The organism is Heyndrickxia camelliae, from assembly GCF_002844575.1.
GTDB classification, from domain to species: Bacteria; Bacillota; Bacilli; order Bacillales; family Bacillaceae_C; genus Margalitia; species Margalitia camelliae.
Genome location: NZ_PIQO01000001.1, coordinates 242,774 through 259,450, shown reverse-complemented (window position 1 = coordinate 259,450; position 16,677 = coordinate 242,774). Strand labels below are relative to the sequence as shown.

14 protein-coding genes are annotated in these 16,677 nt (G+C 37.3%); 1 reads left to right on the top strand and 13 read right to left on the bottom strand.

The genetic code is table 11. The annotated features are described in order from the left end of the window. Nucleotides 1-123: 123 nt before the first annotated feature. A complete protein-coding gene (locus CWO92_RS01270) occupies nt 124-1,617 on the bottom strand; it encodes an acyl-CoA synthetase (RefSeq protein WP_268877572.1) in 1,494 nt (497 codons plus the stop codon). Nucleotides 1,618-1,976: 359 nt separating this feature from the next. Between CWO92_RS01270 and CWO92_RS01265 the strand changes: the two genes are divergently transcribed. Then, on the top strand, nt 1,977-2,441 hold the full coding sequence (locus CWO92_RS01265) for an NUDIX hydrolase (protein WP_101352369.1): 465 nt from the start codon (nt 1,977-1,979) through the stop codon (nt 2,439-2,441). Between the two features lie 254 nt (nt 2,442-2,695). Here CWO92_RS01265 and fabG read toward each other — a convergent pair whose 3' ends face one another. From fabG to CWO92_RS01205, 12 genes are all read right to left on the bottom strand, one after another. Continuing rightward, nucleotides 2,696-3,436 carry a 3-oxoacyl-ACP reductase FabG gene (fabG, locus tag CWO92_RS01260; protein ID WP_101352368.1) on the bottom strand — a complete coding sequence of 247 codons (741 nt, stop codon included), beginning with the start codon at nt 3,434-3,436 and terminating at the stop codon, nt 2,696-2,698. 11 nt (nt 3,437-3,447) lie between these two features. After that, nucleotides 3,448-4,341 (bottom strand): intracellular short-chain-length polyhydroxyalkanoate depolymerase, encoded by an 894-nt coding sequence (gene phaZ, locus CWO92_RS01255; RefSeq protein WP_101352367.1) that lies wholly within the window; start codon nt 4,339-4,341, stop codon nt 3,448-3,450. Nucleotides 4,342-4,353: 12 nt separating this feature from the next. After that, a complete protein-coding gene (locus CWO92_RS01250; protein WP_101352366.1) occupies nt 4,354-5,370 on the bottom strand; it encodes a 3-oxoacyl-ACP synthase in 1,017 nt (338 codons plus the stop codon). Between the two features lie 14 nt (nt 5,371-5,384). Continuing rightward, nucleotides 5,385-6,329, bottom strand: a complete 945-nt coding sequence (locus CWO92_RS01245; protein ID WP_101352771.1) for a branched-chain amino acid ABC transporter permease — start codon at nt 6,327-6,329, stop codon at nt 5,385-5,387. A 63-nt stretch (nt 6,330-6,392) separates the two neighbouring features. Beyond that, on the bottom strand, nt 6,393-7,253 hold the full coding sequence (locus CWO92_RS01240) for a branched-chain amino acid ABC transporter permease (RefSeq protein WP_101352365.1): 861 nt from the start codon (nt 7,251-7,253) through the stop codon (nt 6,393-6,395). A gap of 17 nt (nt 7,254-7,270) precedes the next feature. Next, nucleotides 7,271-7,978, bottom strand: a complete 708-nt coding sequence (locus CWO92_RS01235; protein WP_101352364.1) for an ABC transporter ATP-binding protein — start codon at nt 7,976-7,978, stop codon at nt 7,271-7,273. Continuing rightward, entirely contained in the window at nt 7,962-8,729 is a 768-nt protein-coding gene (locus CWO92_RS01230) for an ABC transporter ATP-binding protein (RefSeq protein WP_101352363.1), read from the bottom strand. The genes CWO92_RS01235 and CWO92_RS01230 overlap by 17 nt, the downstream gene beginning before the upstream one ends. A gap of 239 nt (nt 8,730-8,968) precedes the next feature. After that, nucleotides 8,969-10,186, bottom strand: a complete 1,218-nt coding sequence (locus CWO92_RS01225) for a substrate-binding domain-containing protein (protein ID WP_437177493.1) — start codon at nt 10,184-10,186, stop codon at nt 8,969-8,971. 177 nt (nt 10,187-10,363) lie between these two features. Then, on the bottom strand, nt 10,364-12,448 hold the full coding sequence (locus tag CWO92_RS01220) for an AfsR/SARP family transcriptional regulator (RefSeq protein ID WP_101352361.1): 2,085 nt from the start codon (nt 12,446-12,448) through the stop codon (nt 10,364-10,366). A gap of 24 nt (nt 12,449-12,472) precedes the next feature. Continuing rightward, on the bottom strand, nt 12,473-13,603 hold the full coding sequence (locus CWO92_RS01215; protein WP_101352360.1) for a winged helix-turn-helix domain-containing protein: 1,131 nt from the start codon (nt 13,601-13,603) through the stop codon (nt 12,473-12,475). A gap of 121 nt (nt 13,604-13,724) precedes the next feature. Beyond that, a complete protein-coding gene (locus tag CWO92_RS01210) occupies nt 13,725-14,342 on the bottom strand; it encodes a TVP38/TMEM64 family protein (protein ID WP_101352359.1) in 618 nt (205 codons plus the stop codon). 159 nt (nt 14,343-14,501) lie between these two features. Next, nucleotides 14,502-16,487, bottom strand: coding sequence for a S9 family peptidase (locus CWO92_RS01205; RefSeq protein ID WP_101352358.1), 1,986 nt, complete (start codon nt 16,485-16,487; stop codon nt 14,502-14,504). Between the last annotated feature and the right edge of the window lie 190 nt (nt 16,488-16,677).

Below are 16,677 nucleotides of genomic sequence, written 5' to 3'. Positions count from 1 at the left end.
GATAATTTTAATGTACATGGGATAATTAATGTTTATTTTATTAACTATTTATGTGACGGAATTGTTTCATTTTTTTCTATAAAGAAGGAAATAATTTATTTAGATTAAAAAGAACGCATCCATTTATGCGTTCTCCCACCTTGACTCATATTGTTCCCTTAATCGCTTTTTATCAATTTTTCCAATATGTGTTTTTGGCAATTCTTTTAAGAACACAAACTGCTTGGGAATTTTGTATTTTGCTAGTTTATGTGAGCAGTGTATTTTTAACTCTTCCTCCATCCCTATTCGGTCTGATTTAAGGACAATAAATGCGGTCACCCGCTCCCCCCATTTTTCATCTGCAAGACCAACAACACTGGCTTCCTCTACATCCGAGTGCTCACATAACCAATGCTCGATTTCAAGGGGATATACATTCTCTCCCCCAGTGATAATCATATCTTTTTTTCGGCCAACGATGTAATAATATCCATCTTTATCTTTTTTTCCTAAATCTCCTGAACAAAGCCAGCCATCCTTCCATGTAATTGCTGTCTCCACCGGATTATTCCAATATTCCTTAAAGGAGTGTTTCCCTTTAATGAGAATTTCACCAACCTCATCAATATCTGCTTCCGTGCCGTCCGCCTTCACAAGCTTAATTTGATTGAAAACCATTGGTTTTCCGACAGAACCCATTTTCGATGTTGCTTCCTCAGGAGAAATGAAGAAATTATTTGGGCCCGCTTCCGTTAACCCATAACCTTCTTTAAATGGCAACCTCTTCGCAAGAAATTTTTCATAAATAGATAAAGGACATGGTGCAGCACCAGAAAGGAATACTCTCATACTTGGGAATGTTGATGTTTGAAATTCCTTGGTACTGACCATCATATGGTACATAGTAGGTACAAATAAAGCGATAGTACACTTATATTTGTTCAAGTAATAGACAGCCTCATGAGCCTGAAACTGATCACCAATCACTACTGTCCCACCATTCATTAAAATAGGGACAGATAAGGCATTAATACCTCCAGTATGGAACAAAGGAAGATAATTAAGAGTTACCTCATCATTTGATAACCCCCAGCTAATAATCGTATTAATGGCATTCCAGATAATCGATTGATGAGTTAAAATAACTCCTTTAGGTTTACCTGTTGTTCCACCAGTATATATCATCAGCCATGGATCCGTTTCTGTAAGGGAAATAGCATATTGCCGATTCCGCTTTTCTTCCAGCTGATTAGAATCATTTAGTGCTAATTTTTTTGATTCACTTTTTAAATGCAAAATCGTTTCTGAAAATCTTTCGTTGTAAATTAATAGCTTGGGGTTACAATCCTCCAGAATATAATTTAATTCATTTATGGATAATCTCCAATTTAAAGGCACAAAAATGGTTCCGAGCTTGCCGCATGCAAACATTATCTCAAAAACTTCTTTTTGATTAGCAGCAAGCAACGCAACTCTGTCCCCTTTTTCAATCTTTTTTTCTATAAAGAGAGATGCCCACTTTTGCGATTGCTCATTTAATTCGCTATATGTTAATGATGTATTATTCGTCACATCCATTAATGCAACTTTTGTAGGTGTTAATCGTGCACGACTTGAAATCCAATCCAACTCCACCGCTGACTCTCCCTTCTTTCTTTCTTATAATTTTAATTAGAAGCGTTACAAAGTAGTTACAACATGAGATACTAAAACAAATGCGCAAGCGCTGCGTACTAGCGTATGGATGAGTGAAATTGGAAGTGTATTTTTTATCATGAATAGTATTTGTCTACAGGTAAAGGAAACCGTGCAGTGGTAATTCACAAACTAGTGAAAATAGCAGTTTCATTTTTATCTGATATTGACTTATTCTAGAGAGGATACGCAGAAATCTACGAGCCGATAGCACGCTGTAGCTAGATGTAGACGTTTTTTCAAGGTTATCCAATGGGCTTATGAATCATTTCCAAAACAGAAAATAAGGAGAATTCAAGATGGGTTATATTGAAGATTTACGAGCTATTGTTGGTCATCGACCCCTTATATTTGTTGGTGCAGTAGTGATTATTTTGGACGAGCAAAAAAGAATTTTACTGCAGCAGCGTACATTTCCTAATGGGGTATGGGGACTTCCGGGAGGATTAATGGAGCTGGCAGAGTCCGTGGAAGAGACTGCTAGCAGAGAGGTATTCGAAGAAACCGGCTTAAAGGTGCATGATTTAAATCTTATTAATGTTTATTCTGGAGCAAACCACTTTGCTGTGGCACAAAATGGTGATGAATTTTATGTAGTGACAGTTGCATATTTTACAAATAAAGTAGAGGGAGATATAACAGTCGATAAAACGGAATCTATTCAGCTTCAATATTTTGTGCCAGATCAATTTCCGGCTCAAATGGTTGGAAGCCATAGAGAAATATTGAAGGAATTTATAGAAAAACATTATAAAAATATTTAAAATGTAGAAAGGCAAATACATTTTCTTATCAGGACACTGCATCCACTATTCTTATTAAATTACCTGAATTTAATAGCTAAGCTGGCAATGATTTCTCTATATGAAAAAAACACTGAGAAATCACTTTTTTTGGCAGTATAAAGGATTCTGAGTTCGCAAAAGACGATTTAGAGCATATAGCGGAACTGGAGTCCGTTACAATCAATAAAATGCAAAGACCAAATCGTAAAACGACTTGGTCCGCTCAAAATTGCTTACATCATAATCCCACCATCGACATGCAGAACCGTACCATGAACATAATCCGATTCATCCGATGCTAAATAAAGATATGCATTAGCGATATCTTCCGGTTTTCCTAGACGCTGTAAGGGAATCATTGCTTTCATGGAATCAATGACTTTGTCCGGTACAGTTGCAACCATATTGGTCTCTGTAAATCCAGGAGCAACTGCATTCACATTGATTCCTTTGCGGCCAAGTTCTTTTGCCCATGACTTTGTCATCCCGATAATGGCAGCTTTTGCAGCGGCATAATTGGTTTGACCAATATTTCCATACACACCACTTACAGAAGATGTGCTGATAATTTTTCCTTTGCCTTGTTCCACCATAGAAGGAACAACCGCTTGCGTACAATTGAAAACACCTGTTAAATTAACATCCAGTACTTTTTGAAAATCTTCTTGTTTCATTTTAACTAGCATTGAATCTCTTGTAATACCTGCGTTATTTATTAAGATATCCACTTTTCCGTATGTTTCTAACACAGTTGATACCATTTGATTGACACTATCACGATTGGATACATCTACCTGAATAAACTGTACATCATATCCACTTGCCTTTAATTCTTCCACTCTGGCATATCCTTCTGCCTCATTAAAGTCAGCAATAACTACTTTTGCCCCTTCTTTTGCAAACCTTTGTGCAGCAGCAAATCCAATTCCACCCGCTGCACCTGTAATAATGGCTACTTTGTCTTTTAAACGCATGATCATTCCCCCTACTCTTGTAAAAACTTGCCTACGATATCCGTTAATAACTCTAAGTTATCCATTAACGGTGAATGCCCACAATCTTTTAATTCTACAAACCGGCCATTTTCCCCTATGTCCTGAATGATTTCCTTTGTCATTTTTTCACTTACTACATAATCCCTTTCTCCTCTTAAAATCAGCACAGGAATTTGTATGTTTCTCGCCTGATCGGTTCCCTCGTTAACTCCATTATGGAAAGGACTAATATTAAATGTATTTAGGGCTTGATATACGTCCGCTAAATTTCTTTGGGTTCTCATATCATCTACATATTCTTCATACAACGATGGATCCGGTTGATTTTTCGTATAGATCAACATATTCCAAAGTGTTTTTAAAAACTCTCGATCATTGTTATCATAGGCCGCTTGAACCGGAATTGTTTTTCCCGTATCACGCTCAACTTCTTCAATCGTCATTACTCTTCTCTCCAAATCAGGACTGCCATCCTCCTTGCTTCCAAAAAACGGATAGCCGCGTGTAGACGCTGATGCTAACAAAACAAGCTTTTGACAATCATTAGGATAGTCCGCAACATACTGCATCCCAACTGCACCACCTGTTGACCACCCCATTATTGCAAAATCTTTCAGTCCTAATGCATCAACAAATTGCTTGATATCCTCAGAGAAATCCTTAATTCCAGTGATTCGTTTATGATAAGTAGAATCTCCAAACCCCCTAAGATCGACTGCTATAAGTTTATAGCAGGGATCCATTTTATCGATAAACACATCCCAATGCTTAGAAGAGGTCATATTTCCATGAATCAATAAAACTATTTGCTCGCCACCTAAGCGTTCCCGGTAACTTAATGTTTCGCCATTAGGCAATTCAACCTTTTTCATTACAACGGTCATAATTTACTCCCCCTAATTTTGACTATTTCCCCACCTTATTACGTTTGCTCCCCAGGCATAACCAATTCCTGCACTTACGAGAACAACTATATCTCCATCGTGAAGTTTTCCCTCTAATTCCGCTAGTTCTAAAGATAATATTTGATCGATTTGCCCAATATGTCCATAATTCTCAAGATAAATAGATTGCTCCTCTGACAATCCAAGTTCTTTTAATACATTTTGATGGGCAGACCTCTTCATATGGAGCATTGCAACGTATTTTATATCTTTTTCTGTGTATCCGCTTTTATAAAGTGCTGAACGAATTACCTTTAGAAAATTATCCATGGACTTTTGTTCAAGTCTTCGTTTCATCCCTTGTGGATCGAGAACATCAAGTCTATACAAGCCTTTTTCTAGCACTTCATGAGTAATTGGCTGCTTTGTTCCTCCAGCAGTAACAACTACATCTTCCGAAAAGGTACCGTCTGTCATAATCTCAGACTCTAATAAAATATTTTTCTTTAATCCTTTTTGTAACAGGATTGCCCCACCGCCAGCACCTAAATTAAACATAAATCTAGTTCTTTCATTTTCGTAATCTATAAAGTCCCCATTTCGATAGCCACCTGCCAAGAGTACCGTTTGAATAGAAGGATCCGCGATCATCATACTTTTTGCTACTTTCATTGCCATTATGGTTGTTCCACAGCGCAGAGCAACGTCAAAAGCCCACGCATGATAAGCCCCTAACTCCTCCTGCATTTTAATAGCCGCTGTCCATAAAGGATATTCCTTATGTTCTTCACCAATATAGATAATGAGATTAATATCTTTCGGATCAATGCCAGCTCTTTCGATTGCCTGCTTTGCTGCAATAATTCCCATTTGACATGTATGATCCTCGTTACTAGGGACAGGCTTCCTTTTAATTCCCATCTTCATTTCCACAATTTCAAGAGGAATTCCTGCCTTTATAGCAATCTCTTTACCTGTTATAAATTGTTTCGGTATATAAATTCCTGTACTCAGAATACCAATATTCATCTTTATACCTCGCTTTAGCCAGCAATTTTCTTCTCATGTTTTACTTTTACTGCCTTTTTCAACTTCTTACCAGCTTTCCAACCTTGTATAGATCCAACAATCCCTTTTGGAAAAAACATAACGGCTAAAATATAAATAATTCCAAAGAAGATAATCCATCTTTCAAATAATGGATATTTCTCAGCAAGTCCGCTTAACCAATGATGAGCAAATTCAATTAAACCTGCGCCAATTACTGGCCCGAGCAATGTTCCAACTCCGCCGATAATGGTCATCAATAAGGCATCTAGAGTAGTATCCATCGTAAACACACTCGTATTAACAAATCGTAATGAAGCCGCATATAAAGAACCCGCTAGGCAAGCTGTTGCCCCTGCAATAATGCTTGCGATTATCTTATAATGAAGTACCTTATACCCTAGAGATTCAGCCCGCTGTTCATTTTCTCGGATCGCAATTAAAACACTTCCCATGGGTGATTGTGTAAAGCGCTGCAACATAAAATAGAGGATGACCATTAGAATTAGACAAATAAGATAAAAAGTTGACCGGTCAATCAATATTTCTGGAATCCTAAAGGTAAAACCGTCATTCCCGGATGTCAGAGAACGCCACTTTTCAGAAGCAACTTGAAATAGACTGGCAAAAGCCAAGGTTAGCATGGCGTAAAAATGGCTTTTCAGTCGCAATGTCATTAACCCTACGATGTAACTTACTATAACCGATATTATAATCCCAACGATGATGGATAAGATAAAAATGCCCATTGTCGGTTCTTGTCGCTGTAGTAAGATCCCGGTTGTATAGGCACCGATACCGAAAAACATGGCATGACCGAATGAAACGATTCCTGTATATCCCAGCAGTATGTCGTAGCTCATTGCAAAAATAGCAAAAATGAAAATTTGCGTTAGAAGAATGAGGGTACTTCTTGATTCATAGACAAATGGAATCACCATTAAACAAACGGCAATGATGATAAGAGAAATTTGTGAAATACATCCTAGTCTTTTCAATGCTTTTCACCCCCTTGAAATAAATAAGCCTTGTGGCCGGAATATTAAGACAATCGCCATCAATAGCATATTTACAGCTAGAGACAGATCCGGAATAAAATAAGCCATGAATGAACCAGATAATCCAACTAATATAGCTGCAAATAAAGATCCTGAAAAACTTCCCATACCGCCTATAACAACGACGATAAAAGCCAAAATCGCATATTCCATTCCCATCTCTGCATAAACAACCCCAGAGTAAGGAGCGATTAAAGCACCGCCAAGTGCTGCCATGGCTGAACCTACGATAAATACAAACATAAATACTTTTTTGATATTAATGCCCAGTGCCTGCACCATTTCTTTATCCATAACACCTGCTCGTACGATTAACCCTATTTTGGTTTTTTTTAAAGCAATCTGAACCATTGAATATACAATTAAAGCAATAATGATGATAAATACACGATATTTAATAAGGATGACATTTCCCAGTTCCCAACTACCGGTTAAAAATTCCGGGGTTTTTGCGGCCATTTGATTCGGTCCCCAGACTACCTTAATAAATTCTGTTAGAACGAGCATGAACCCTAATGTAATTAAAATTTGTTGAATATGGTTTCCGTAAACAGGTTTAATGATGATTTTTTCCGTAAAAATTCCTAACATAATTCCCGTAGCAATTGCACCTATTATTGCCACAAAAAAGCTTCCGGATAGGGAATAAAGCCAAACAGCACTAAAAGCTCCCCATGCAAAGAAACCGCCATGAGCAAAATTTAATACATCCATTAAACCAAAAATCAACGTCAATCCTGCAGCCAGTAAAAATACAAGCATACCAGTAGCTAGACCATTAATAATCAAATTTAACATTAATTCCATGAATAGAGCCCCCCCTACTATGCAATACCCAAGTATTTTCGCTTCAATTGTTCATCCTCTTTCAATGTAGACATACGTCCTGAATATACAGTTCTACCATCATCGATAATATAAAATTGGTTACCAATCGTACTTGCCATCATAAAATTTTGCTCGACCAATATAATAGTGGTTTCCTTCTTCATTTCTAATATTGAATCCATCACCTTTTCTACCATAATCGGTGCGAGGCCCTTACTCGGTTCATCTATTAACAACAGTTGGATATTATTTAGATACGCCCTTGCAATCGATAACATCTGCTTTTGTCCGCCACTTAATAATCCTCCTGGCTTTTTCCAGAACTTTTTTAAGTCAGGAAATAGTTGAAGTATCCATTCAAGCCTATCTATTGTTTCTGCGTCCTGTTTTTTCATTGCTACTTTCATATTTTCTTCTACGGTTAAATCCTTGAATATTCCTTGGTCCTCCGGAACATACCCAATTCCGAGGTTCGCTATTTTATAGGTTGGCAACCCTTCTATACTTACATTTTGATAATATATTTTTCCTTGTGATGGTGGATTCAAACCCATGATACTTCGCAATGTTGTTGTTTTCCCGGCACCATTTCGCCCCAGCAAAACGGTTACTTCCCCTTTTTTCACCTGAAAGGAAATCCCTTGTAAAATATGATATTGTCCGATATAAGTTTGGAGATTCTCAACCTTAAGCATTGTGTCCATTGTGCAATCCTCCTAAATATGCTGTTTGAACGGTCTCGTTATCCATTATTTCTTTTGGAGTACCATCCGCTAGCAATGTACCATTAAAGAGAACCGTTACTGAATCTGATAAATCAAGGATCATATCCATTTTGTGTTCAATAAGGATGACTGTCCTTTTCCCTTCCCTCTTAATATTGCGAATGACTTCCAAAATGGCTGGAACCTCTTCTAATGACATGCCTGCCGTTGGCTCATCCAGCAGCAATATTTCCGTTTCGAGCGCTAATAACATGGCAATCTCCAGCTTTCTTTTCTCCCCGTGCGCTAAATTTTTTGCCAATGAATTCGCCTTTTCCTCTAAAAAAACTAGTTTAAGCAATTCATATGACTTGTCTAGCACCTTTTTATACTTGTTAAAAGGAAACAGCATTTGGTAGCGTATGGCCATCTGCGATTGAACCGCTAGTCTCACATTCTCTAACACGGTTAAATTGGGGAATACATTCGTAATTTGAAAGGATCTTCCTATCCCTTTTCTTGTTCTCAGCGATGAAGAAAGCGCAGTAATATCTATTCCTTTTAGAAGAATGCATCCTTTTGTTGGGGTTAACTGACCACTAAGTAAATTAAAAAAGGTTGTTTTCCCTGCACCATTTGGCCCAATAATGGATTTAAATTCCTTTTCTTTTACTTTAAAATCAACCTCGTTCACGGCCAGATGCCCTCCAAATTGAATAGTTAACTGCTTTGTTTCTAATATGTTCGTCATTTTTTCACCGTCCTATCTTAAAAGAAGGAACTCCGGATGCCTTTACCCGAAGTTCATTTCATTTTTTAAAAAAAGTATACATTTTATATCATTTTAAGTATTTCATGAGATTAGTTTGTCTGGTGCAAAAGAATTATCCGTTCCTATATCTCGTAAACTACCTCGGTACGGTTTCCTTTATCGAACTCTAAGTCTACGAATATGAGAGTTCACGTCAAATTTCACTCATTGCTTTCTTATTACTTTTTAACCATAATGGGAGGGGCTGTTTCATCAGGTGATAGTTCACGTATTAAGACTGGAACAGGATATGATACCCCATCCTTCTTCTCTAGCTTTATAGCGTACATGCTTTGCAATGCTTGATGATCCTCTTTACGGAACGTCATTTTCCCTTTTGGTGTGTCAAAGCTCATGCCTTCCATTGTTTTGATGAGTTTGTTAGCATCGGTATTTCCGTCTGTTTTCTTTAATGCCTCCACGATGGAAATGGCGGCACTCATTCCTCCAGGTGTGAATAAATCCGGAACTTCTCCGTTAAATCGTTTTTTATTTTCCGCAACAAGCCAGTCATTTATCTTATTATGTGGAAGATCATAGTAATAAACCGAGAACCCTTCCATTCCGACAAGCGGTTCCATTGTAGATAATGCAGCAATATCCGGCGCACCAGTGGAAATCTTGATTCCTTTATCCTGAACCTTCATATCAGCAATTTGCTTCCACGGCGAATTTGCACCTGACCAAATAACAAATAAATAATCCGGTTTGGCATTAATGATTTTTTGAATATTTGAGGTGAAATCTGTTGCCGCTGGATCTGCATATTCTTCATGAATTATTTTTGCACCAAGCTTTTCTGCTGCTTCCTTAAAGGCAGCAACACCATCACGGCCAAAGGCATAATCCGGTGCAAGTGTTGCGACTTTTACACCTTGTTTTGCTATGGCAGCTGCCCCTGCTACGGCATCTTGAGAAGAGTTTCTTGCAGTCCGAAAAATATACTTATTAAAATCAGCACCTGTAATACTATCTGCAACGGCAGGTTCCACAATCATAATTTTTTTATATTCTTCCGCTAAAGGCACAACTGCCAATGTATCTGCCGAGCTGGATGATCCAACTAGAAAATCTACATTATCTTCTTCTAATAGTTTTGTAGCTTTTTTCACGGCCACCTCCGGCTTTGTTTCGGTGTCCTCATACACTACTTTAATCTTCTTACCATTAATCTCTCGCTTCCCATCCGTTGCATAATCAAGACCCATTTCAAATCCATTCTTCGTTTGCTTTCCATAGGATTCCAGTGCACCTGTGAGCGAGGCAAGAACCCCTATCTTAATTATTCCTTTATCCTCCTTTCCACCGCTTGCTTTATTGGAACTGCATGCAGTGGTTAATAATAAGGCAGCTATAACTACACTTATTAAAGCTGAAAATCTTTTTGACCTTCTCAAAATTCTCCCCCCGTTTTAAGAAAAGTAATCATCTTGCGTGTATTGATCGTATATGAAAGGGGTTACAAGACAGTTACAACTATTTGGACTAAGAATTAATAACTGGGACATGGGACCTGTCCCTTCATCCCAGACATAGAAAAACCAGTTGCCTAAATTAGCAACTGGTTTTTCGTTTTATAGTGATGGTATTTCAGATTCCGATAAAATCATTTCATACATCTTTTTGGTTGGCTCCATTGGGGCAACACCTAATTCATGCATTAGTTTTCTCTCACACTTCTTATACCACTTGATCGCTTGCGGCCGATTGTTCTTTTGATAGTAGCAAAACATCATGAGTCGATATGCTTCCTCCCATGTCGAATCGATTTTCAATATCCGCTCACACCATACAATTGCCTCATTAGAATCGTTATTCTGCACACATAATTGCGCCATTTTTTCCGCGCCTCGCAAGAAAATAGTTAATAACCTTTCCCGTTCTGCAGCGAACCATACATCCCGCCTTTCTGATAAAAAATCCCCCTTATAAAGCTCTAACCCTTTTTTCAATATATTTCTTGCCTTTTCAGGATTCTTTTCATCCAGTCCTGCATATATCCATTCTTCAAATTGAATGAAGTCCACATCTATAACAGCTTTGGGATTTAAACTGTATGTGTTATTTTGCCGTTTTATAAAAAAAGGGCTCACTCTTGCCTTGCGATTTGGTTCTAACGCACGATTTAATGCATTTAGGAGCACTTTAAATTCTTGGTCAACGCTTTTTTCATCCGCATCTGGCCAAATCATTTGGTAAATTTCTTCCTTACTCCACCATTTTTGCCGGTGAATTAAAAAGAATTGGAATAACTCCTTCGATTTTTCGCGCTGCCAATCTTTCCCCTCTATTAATCTATCTCCTAACCATACTTTAAACATTCCGAGCGTCTCTACTTTGAGTGTATAGCCAGGATGCGAGTCTAATTCCTCATATCCCATTTCTCTTAATACTCTATACGTAAACGCAGAATGAACTTCCAGTTCCTTTGCTTTTATTAGTAAAGGCATAATAGATTGCAAGTCTTTTGGGCTAAATGGAGCCTGTCTAAAAAAAATAAATTCATAATTTCCAAGTTGCACTTCCTTAAGAAAAGAAGAAATTGCAGTTAAAAACTGGTTGTCATCATTTGTTTCATAAAATAAAAACGCATTCCATAATTCCGTTAGCATTAATCCATATGGATCTCCGCACTGCCTAAAGTTTTCCTTTGCATCTTTTGAAATACTTCTTGCCTCTTCTAGCTCTTTATTGTAAAGGAATGCAATTCCCATGCACAGCTGAATAAAGGATGACAGCCATAAATCATATACCTTTTCTGTCTCCTCTAAGGCCAATTTCCCGAATTCCTTTGCCTTCTCGTATTCACCTATTCGGCTGTATAAAACACATAATCCCATATACGGTTCAGCTTTTCCGCGAGAGATTTTCACTTCCTCCATCATGTGTAAAGAGGTCATATAACATTGTTCCGCTAGCCGCATTTCGTATTGATCAAGTATTTGTACCGCATTACCCATTCTCATCCAACCGCATGCCTCAACAAAGGAGTTTTTATAGCGGATACCCCTTTCAATTCCTCGTTGGGCTAATTCTTTTGCTTTTTCCCCGTTTCCCATACATGCCTCGATAAAAGAAAGCAATATATCCGTTTCCCGATGGGATTTTGGCAAAGTACTCACTTCCGAGCTTAGGCGACCGGAAAGCACTCGATTTGCCATTTCCAGCTTTCCTGTTCGCAAATACAAACGTGCATCTAAATTTCCTTCATGGAGCAGTTTGTTTTTCATTTTTCCTTTCTCATACCACTTCTCTGCTTTTACAGCTTGACCAGAATTGACAAAGTTTTCGGCCATTAGGAAGTATAACTGTTGCTTTTCTGATTCGTCTGCATCAGGATCAGATTCCGTAGCCTCAATGGCTAGTTGCAGAAATCTCTCTGCCTTACCAGGCTGTATCGTATCCAAATAAATTTGGGCAATCCCTGCATACGCTTTTCCAATTAAGTTTAATCGTTCTTGTCCTTGTCCCACATCATCAATTAGATGCTGATAACATCTCTCTGCTTTCTCATAAAAGGATTGATATCTAAGCACCTCTCCTTCGTAAAACCATAATATTTTATACCGATCTTTCATTTCGTCCGGTATTTTTTTCAACTTTTCATATAAGCTTTCTAAGCGTCCGCTTTGCAGCATGTCAATTGCGTTTTTTTCCAACAGATAGCCAATAGGCTCATATTGTTAAATTTGTTCATAATGATAAATAGCCTGTTCCCAGAAATTCTTTTTCTCGTAATACCTCGCACATTGTTCATGGAGCTTCCGATGCAAGGATCCTTGTTCTACTTTTAATTTTTTTTGCAGGGATGCTTTAAACAAAGCATGGAAACGATATTGTTTGCTTCCCCAAATTTTATGGAGAAAAGCATTTCGTTCTGCAAGTTGTTCCAGCATTAATTCTGAGCCTTGGATTCCAAGGATTTCATCACAAACTTGAGGTGTAATATCTTCAAAGATGGAGGCTTGTTCAAGGAAGCTTTGTATAATGGGAGATTGTTTCGAAAATACCTCTATCGCTAAATAGTGAAACAATTCTTCCATAGAAGAATGATGATAGTTTAAAATAGATTGGATAGATGTTCCTTTTTCTATTTGCTCAGCAATCATACTTAATGCAATTGCCCAGCCTTCCGTTAATTGAAAAATAGATTGAAGCTGCGTTTGCTCTAGTTTCAATCCATAAAAATCTTGAAAAAGCAATTCAACCTCTTCCGTGTCCAAGGTTAAATCCTCTTCCAAAATCTCCAATACTTTTCCTGAAACTTTCCACTTAGTTAATAGATTCCATTTAGGTTTGTTTCGAGTAGAAATCACGATATGCAATATTTCCGGTAAATGTTCAATAACCCTTTCTAGCCATTGATTAATGGTAAAAGAATGATCCACTAAATGAAAATCATCGAGGATCATAATTATTTCATCTTGAATGTGGGATATTTCATTAATAAACAATGCACAAAGAGTATATATTTCTTCTTCACGAATGTACTTACCCATTGAGTTCATATATTCCAATAATTCAGCACCAAAAAAAGGATTGCGCTTTCTTAAAGAAAAAACAATATATGTTACAAAAGGAATAATATCATCATCATTGTTTGATATAGTATACCAGCAGAAATTGTGCCTGACATCGTGGATGAACAAACTTAAAGCAGTGCTTTTCCCATAACCAGCACCTGAATGAACAATAGTTAATGGATAATTCACTGCTGTTTTCAACTTTCTCATAAGGCTCGCCCTACGAATATGATTGTTTTTAATCAATGGTGGCATCAATTTTGTATCTACAATGGTAAGTTTCGTATTCAATGTCCTCCCCTCTTTCATCATGGAACCTGCAAAAAGATCTTAGAACGTCTTAATAACAGACTTTTTAAAATATTTTATCACAAATTAGGTTCCATAGGGAGACTGCCTAAAAATTATGATGTTATGCCTGTGTATGTTTCTTTTCCGTTTTTTTGGCCAATTTTTTTTCGAGTCTTTTTCCAATAAACCATAAAAAAAACATAGCAACCAGAACAATAGCGGTTCTTACTGGTTTTTTCACTAATGAGAAAATATCATATCCGACATAACTGATAAAGAATACCATTACCATTTTTCCAGCTAATACAGCTAATATGTATTGAAATACACTTATTCTCGATAAACCCGCTACAATATTGACAACTGCTGAAGGTGTAAACGGAAAACAAATCATTAAAAATATGGGACCGAATCCATGTCTTTCTATCCAGCTCATCACTTTTTGCACTTGACGATTTCTGTATAGAAAAGCAAGTGCTTTGGTTTTTCCGAATTTACGAAGAACTAAAAATACGAGAATCGCCCCTAGACTGCATCCTATCCATGAAATAAGAAAGCCTAACCAAAGGCCGAAAGCATTAGCATTTGCCAGAACGATTAAAAACAAGGGTATAAAGGGGAAAAATGCCTCAAGAACAATTAAAAGAATGCCTGGTAATGGACCTAGTGTACGATATTGTTCCATTAAATGCATAATATTGTCTACTGTTAACCAATCTTTTATAGTATGAAAATCCATCTGATTTCCCCTATCTTTATATATCAGAATATTTTCCTATGTGAAGTATAGCATATTTAATAGGATGGAGTTTAGTTGTAATGTTGAATATTTCCATAGAAAAAAGCAACCTCTTGTAAAAATGAGGTTACTTTTTAGAATCGGTTAAAACCTATTTTTTTAAACGTATTGCAAGAACCAATCTCTGATGTATTCTAGTCGGTTTATACGTAATTGTGGTTTTCCGCTTCTTGAAAGCTCATGATTCGATTCAGGGAAACGAATAAACTTCGTTGTTTTTTCCTGACGTTTTAATGCAATAAATAATTGTTCCCCTTGCTCTATTGGACAACGATAATCCTTTTCACTATGGATGATAAGTAGCGGAGTGTTAATATCTTTTGCATATGCTAATGGTGAATGCTTCCATAATGTTTCGATATCATTTAAATCTGCAAGGATTTGCCACTCAGAAAAGTAATAGCCTATATCACTTACTCCGTAAAAGCTGATCCAGTTGGAAATAGACCGCTGTGTAACAGCTGCTTTAAAGCGATCTGTATGACCTACAATCCAGTTCGTCATAAATCCGCCGTAGCTCCCACCTGTTACACCTAGTCGTTCTTTATCGATGAAATCATATGTTTCCAATACATAATCTACAGCTGCCATTAAATCATTATAATCATTACCGCCATAATCACCACGTACTGCATCGACAAACTTTTGTCCATATCCATGGCTTCCGCGTGGATTCACAAATAAAACGGCAAATCCTTGAGCAGCTAATACTTGGAACTCATTAAAGTACGTATTCGCATACATAGCATGTGGCCCACCGTGGACTTCCAGGACTAATGGATACTTCTTACCTTCTTCAAACCCAACAGGTTTCATCAACCAGCCATGAACTTTCCATCCTTCTGCACTTTCATATTCAATTGGCTCTGCATCAGATAGTTCTCTTTCTTTTAAGAATTCATCATTTGTAAAGGTCAGCTGTTCCAATTCTCCTGTTTGCAAATTAACAAAGAATAGTTCACCAGGAAGCGTCAGTTTACTAATTGCTACTACTGCCTGATGTGTTTTTTTATTTAAACTAAATCCATAGACGTGCTGTTTTTCATGCAAAGCAGGGTAAATTTCTCCTGAAAGATTTCCAAAATAGACATGTGTACTTCCATGATCGGAAACAATGAAGTAAAAGCTTTCATTATCATCCCCCCATTGGACTCCTGGAAGTGTTGCGCCTTGCTGAAAATCACCTGCCACATAGTCGCCAACCGGTGCATCAAGATCACTAGTAACACAATTTAGACTCTTTTCTTCTAAATCATAGATCCAAACTTTTGAATGTGTTGCATTTTTAAATTCCTGTTCACTCCCAAGGAAGGATAGATATCGGCTGTTTGGAGACCAAGAGGTTTGCCAAAATCCACCCGTGCTATTTGTTACCTGCTGCGTCTCTTTTGTCTCGAGATTATATAAAAAGATATCAGAGTTAAAGGAAAAATCCGTGTCCTCCGCTAAATCAGCTGTATATGTAATAAATTTTCCATTTGGCGACCATGAACTTAAGTGGTAGTCTTGATCTCCTGATGTGATTTGTTCCACATCCCCTGTTTTTACATTTACGATACCGATATGTGAATGCTGCTCTAAATCTAAAAATCCGCTTGCATCGGATTTATACTTCATTTTTTCAACAACTAACGGTTTTAACTCTGTCTTTTCCTTTTCTTCTTTTGGATGGTCTTGAATCGTTTCATCCTTGCCAAGCGTAACAGAGAACGCTAATTTTTCCCCACAGGGTGACCAAACCGGATTTCTTGCTCCATTTTTAAGGAACGTTACTTGCTTAGCTTCCCCGCCATTTTTCGGTAAAACATAGATTTGCGGCTTACCATCACGATTCGAAACAAACGCAAGCTTATTACCATCTGGTGACCATCTCGGCGAATTAGTGCGATGATTTCCAAATGTCCATTGGACGGGCTGTTTTTCCTCTACATTTACATAATATAAATTGGAAACATATTCATTTTTTTCTCGGTCCATATGTGTTTGAGTATAAACAACATCTTTTCCATTGGAAGAAAGCTGTGGATCGGTTACTGATTTTAATTCATATAAATCTTCCGTTTGAATTCCTTGTTTCTTCTCCATGCTTTATCACCCTTCACTATAAAATATCGCCGATAAATAATCGGCAAATGTTTTCACTATATTATTTATTTCGACACCCAAAACATTTTCCCTTCAAAAATTTAAAATATTTCTATAATACTGCATAACTATTTTATATTGACTCAAAATAAGTAAAGCTCACCTTATTCATTCACTTACCAACTGACGC